The sequence below is a fragment of the Shinella granuli genome, assembly GCF_004341885.1.
GTDB classification, from domain to species: Bacteria; Pseudomonadota; Alphaproteobacteria; order Rhizobiales; family Rhizobiaceae; genus Shinella; species Shinella granuli.
Window position 1 is genome coordinate 1 of record NZ_SLVX01000073.1, and the last position, 3,311, is coordinate 3,311.

Annotated in this window: 3 protein-coding genes; all 3 read right to left on the bottom strand. The window is 60.3% G+C overall.

All coding sequences use genetic code 11. The features are described from left to right. Window positions 1-83: 83 nt before the first annotated feature. From EV665_RS31845 to EV665_RS31855, 3 genes are read right to left on the bottom strand one after another with little or no spacing between them, the layout of a single operon-like run. Window positions 84-1,082, bottom strand: a complete 999-nt coding sequence (locus EV665_RS31845) for a tyrosine-type recombinase/integrase (RefSeq protein ID WP_133037242.1) — start codon at window positions 1,080-1,082, stop codon at window positions 84-86. After that, the gene (locus tag EV665_RS31850; protein ID WP_133037243.1) at window positions 1,079-1,999 is read right to left on the bottom strand and encodes a tyrosine-type recombinase/integrase; all 921 of its coding nucleotides are present in this window, start codon (window positions 1,997-1,999) and stop codon (window positions 1,079-1,081) included. Before EV665_RS31850 ends, EV665_RS31845 begins: the two co-directional genes overlap by 4 nt. Then, window positions 1,993-3,201, bottom strand: coding sequence for a tyrosine-type recombinase/integrase (locus EV665_RS31855; RefSeq protein WP_133037244.1), 1,209 nt, complete (start codon window positions 3,199-3,201; stop codon window positions 1,993-1,995). Before EV665_RS31855 ends, EV665_RS31850 begins: the two co-directional genes overlap by 7 nt. Window positions 3,202-3,311 lie beyond the last annotated feature (110 nt).

Here is a 3,311-nt window from a genome sequence, read left to right on the forward strand (position 1 = left end):
CAGGGCGGCACTGTGCAAGCTGATCGAATGCCATTTTTCCGTCTTCGATCATGGCCCTCGACAGCGCCGCCCATCTTAAGACGTTACGCCCCCATATCCGACAGCAACGATGCGATCAGGGCATCTGGCGCCTTGAAGCGGCCGCGTCTCAGTTCCGGCGGAATGACCGCCTCGACCGCTTCCAATTTTTCGTTGGGATCCATGCGCAGATAAACCTCTGTGGTACGGATATCGGCATGACCGAGCCATAATGCGACCTTTCGCACGTCGTGCGTGGCCTGCAGCATGACGACAGCGCAGCTATGGCGGAGTTGATGTGGCGATACATTCCGACCACGCAACGTCGCGCAGGTTTTGCCGGCTTTTCGGACGTGCTTGTCGAGGATATATTCAAAGCCGGCGCGGCTCATGGGTTCGCCCCGCGCATTGACGAACAGTTCCGGCACGGCGACGGTCCCCCTGATACTGAGCCAGGCACGAAGGTCCCGAGCGGTCTCTTTCCAGAGCGGCAGGCAACGTTCCTTACGGCCCTTGCCCCGAACCATCACACTACCCCCATTTTGAAGCGACAGGTTTTCAGCAAGAACGCCGACCAGTTCGGACACGCGAAGACCGGCGGCAAAGCAGAGATGCATCATTGCCCGGTCTCGCACGCCGGAGCGCGTTGCGAGATCAGGAGCGTTCAGGATCGCGCGGATCTCGTCGATGGTCAGATGCTGTATGAGCTTCTGGTCATGGCGCTTTGCGGGAATGGCATGTATTCGGGCGGTCTGCTCCAGAGCAGACGGCACGCGGTATTCGACGTAGCGCATGAACGTCTTGATCGCGGCAAGCCGCAGATTGCGCGTGGTAATGGCGTTCCCACGTTCCTTTTCTATATGACGCAGGAAGGCCAGGATCAGCGTCGCGTCGAGATTTTCGATCGTCAGCAGCGAGGGACGGATGCTGAGCCGCTTGGCAGCGAACTCGAACAGCAGCTTGAAGCTGAACGCATAGGTTTCACAACTGCGGGGGCTGTAACCGCGCTGATGAGGCATGTGTTCCCGCAAGAAGCTGGTGATGAGAGGAGCAAGCTGCGTCATAAGCGCATCTCCCCGACCAGCGTCTCGGCTGCCGAAGCGATGTCCGTCATCATTTGCGGCGTCGCTTCGAGATACCAGTATGTGTTTCTGACATCCGCATGGCCCAGATAGGTGGACAGGGCAACAAAGTGCCGCGCGACAACACCACGATCAGCTCCGCACTGAACGAGAACCCGGGTTGCGAACGTATGGCGAAGGTCGTGGATACGGGGCTGCGGCCGCCGCTCCGGAGCGATGCCTGCTCGCCGTAGGATGCAGCGGAACGTGGAGTTCACCGTCCGGGGGCACATCTGGCGGTGCCGTACGGACGGGAACAGCCAATCACTGTTACCGCCACACCGGCGTCGAACATCGAGGTAGCGCTGCAAGGCTTCCGTGACCGACGCATGCAATGGCACCAGCCGGCTCTTGCGGAACTTGGTGTCCCGGATGTGCAGAACGCCATCGGACTGGATGTCCTGAAGCTTGAGTGCAAGCGCTTCGGAGATGCGCAATCCCGTTGCTGCGATCAGCCCGAGGATCATGACATAGATTTCACGGCGCAAAGGATTGGGCTTTTGCAGCCGCAGATTGCCAGCGGCATCGAGGATACGTACGATTTCGTCCGCAGAGTAGATATAGGGCGTTGGGCGTGTCAGCTGCCGGTGGGCCAGATCAGTGCTCGGAAGCTCATGCCGCGGATCCTCCGCGTGAAGGAAGCGCGCGAACTGGATAACGTCCTGTAGCCGGCGGCCCCGCCCGTCGGGCGTCTGGGCGGCCGAGCCGAGCCAGGCAAGAACGGATGCGGTTCGGATATACGGCTCATTCCGCAAATCGGCGAAGCCTGCGAAGGCGAGCAGATGTCGTTCCGCTTTGACCAGTTTGTAGCCGAGTGCCCGGCGCAGCATAATGTAGCGGTGCACATCATCGCTCAGCATGGCAGCCTCCCACCCCAGGGTTGCGCGATCTCAGACAGAAGCCCGATGTCCACCTTGGCATAGAGGGCCGTCATCGATGGGGAACGGTGTCGCAGCACAGCGCCAATGCCCGTGAGACTGACGCCGTTGCGCAGCATCGTCGTCGCCGCCGAGTGACGCAGGATATGCGCACCACGATGCGCGCTTGTGATCCCGGCCCGGTCGAGAGCGCGGTTCACAATGCACTTCACGGTAATGCGGCTGATTGCTCTGATTGGCGCGATACTTGTCAGGAACACCCGGTTTGTCGCCATACGCGGCCTTGCCCGTTCGACATAGGCCAGGAGACTGTCCCCGATCTCCTGCGTCAGAGGTAAACGCTCCTCGCGCCGGGACTTTCCGGCGAGGACGATTTGACCTGCCGCCCAGTCGATCTGGTGGAAGGTGAGATTGGCAACTTCGCCAGCTCGGAGACCCAGTCGGGCCAACAGCAGGATGACGGCCAGATCACGCACCCGTTCCTCGCCGTCACACGCTCCAACAAGACGGTCGATTTCGGCTTCGGCCAGGAAGCGCGGCGTGCTGGCGAGCGACCAGTTGGCAAAGGTGGGAACCGCTCGCTCTCGACCGATCGGGCATTGTTCGGTTGCCACCAGATATTTGAGGTATGCACGGGTAGCAACGGCAATGGCCTGGGTACGCCACCGGCCGGCCGTGCTGGCGCGCTCAAGGACAAAGCCGCGGATCGCCGCGACCGTGTAGCTCGCGGGGTTTGTTCCAAGCTTCTTCAACAAGTCGGCAAGGATGGACTCATAAAGATCAAGTGTGGAACCCTTGGTTCCGCGCTGTTCCTGCATCCACTGCCGGAACGCAGCGAGTTCCGGCCAAATCTCGTGCAGCGAAGGCTGGTGCTCTGACGGCAAGACATCTGCTTCGCGCAGATACGTGATGAACAACAATGCCGCTCCCTGTGGGGCGCGAGCTTTCTTGCTGCCGCCGAACACTGAAGCCGAGCTGGAGAATGCACTGGCCAGCGTATCGATATCGAATCCTGAAGTGCGGACCCAATCGGCCCATAGCGCGAGCAGACGCACAACTTCCGTTATCGTTGCGGGTGAGTAATTCCGCCTGCCGAGCCAATCCCGGAAGCCATCCACATGCGGCTGCAGCCAGTTGATCCGTACATCGACACTCCGGCGATGTCTGCGCTTGCGTTTTGTCATCTGGGTATCCTTCAATCTGCTTGTTCACACCGGTCAAATCCGATGTGACGAGCAAATCGAAAGTTGTGGCGGCATGCCATGCGGTAAGTATCCAGCACAGTGCCGCCCTA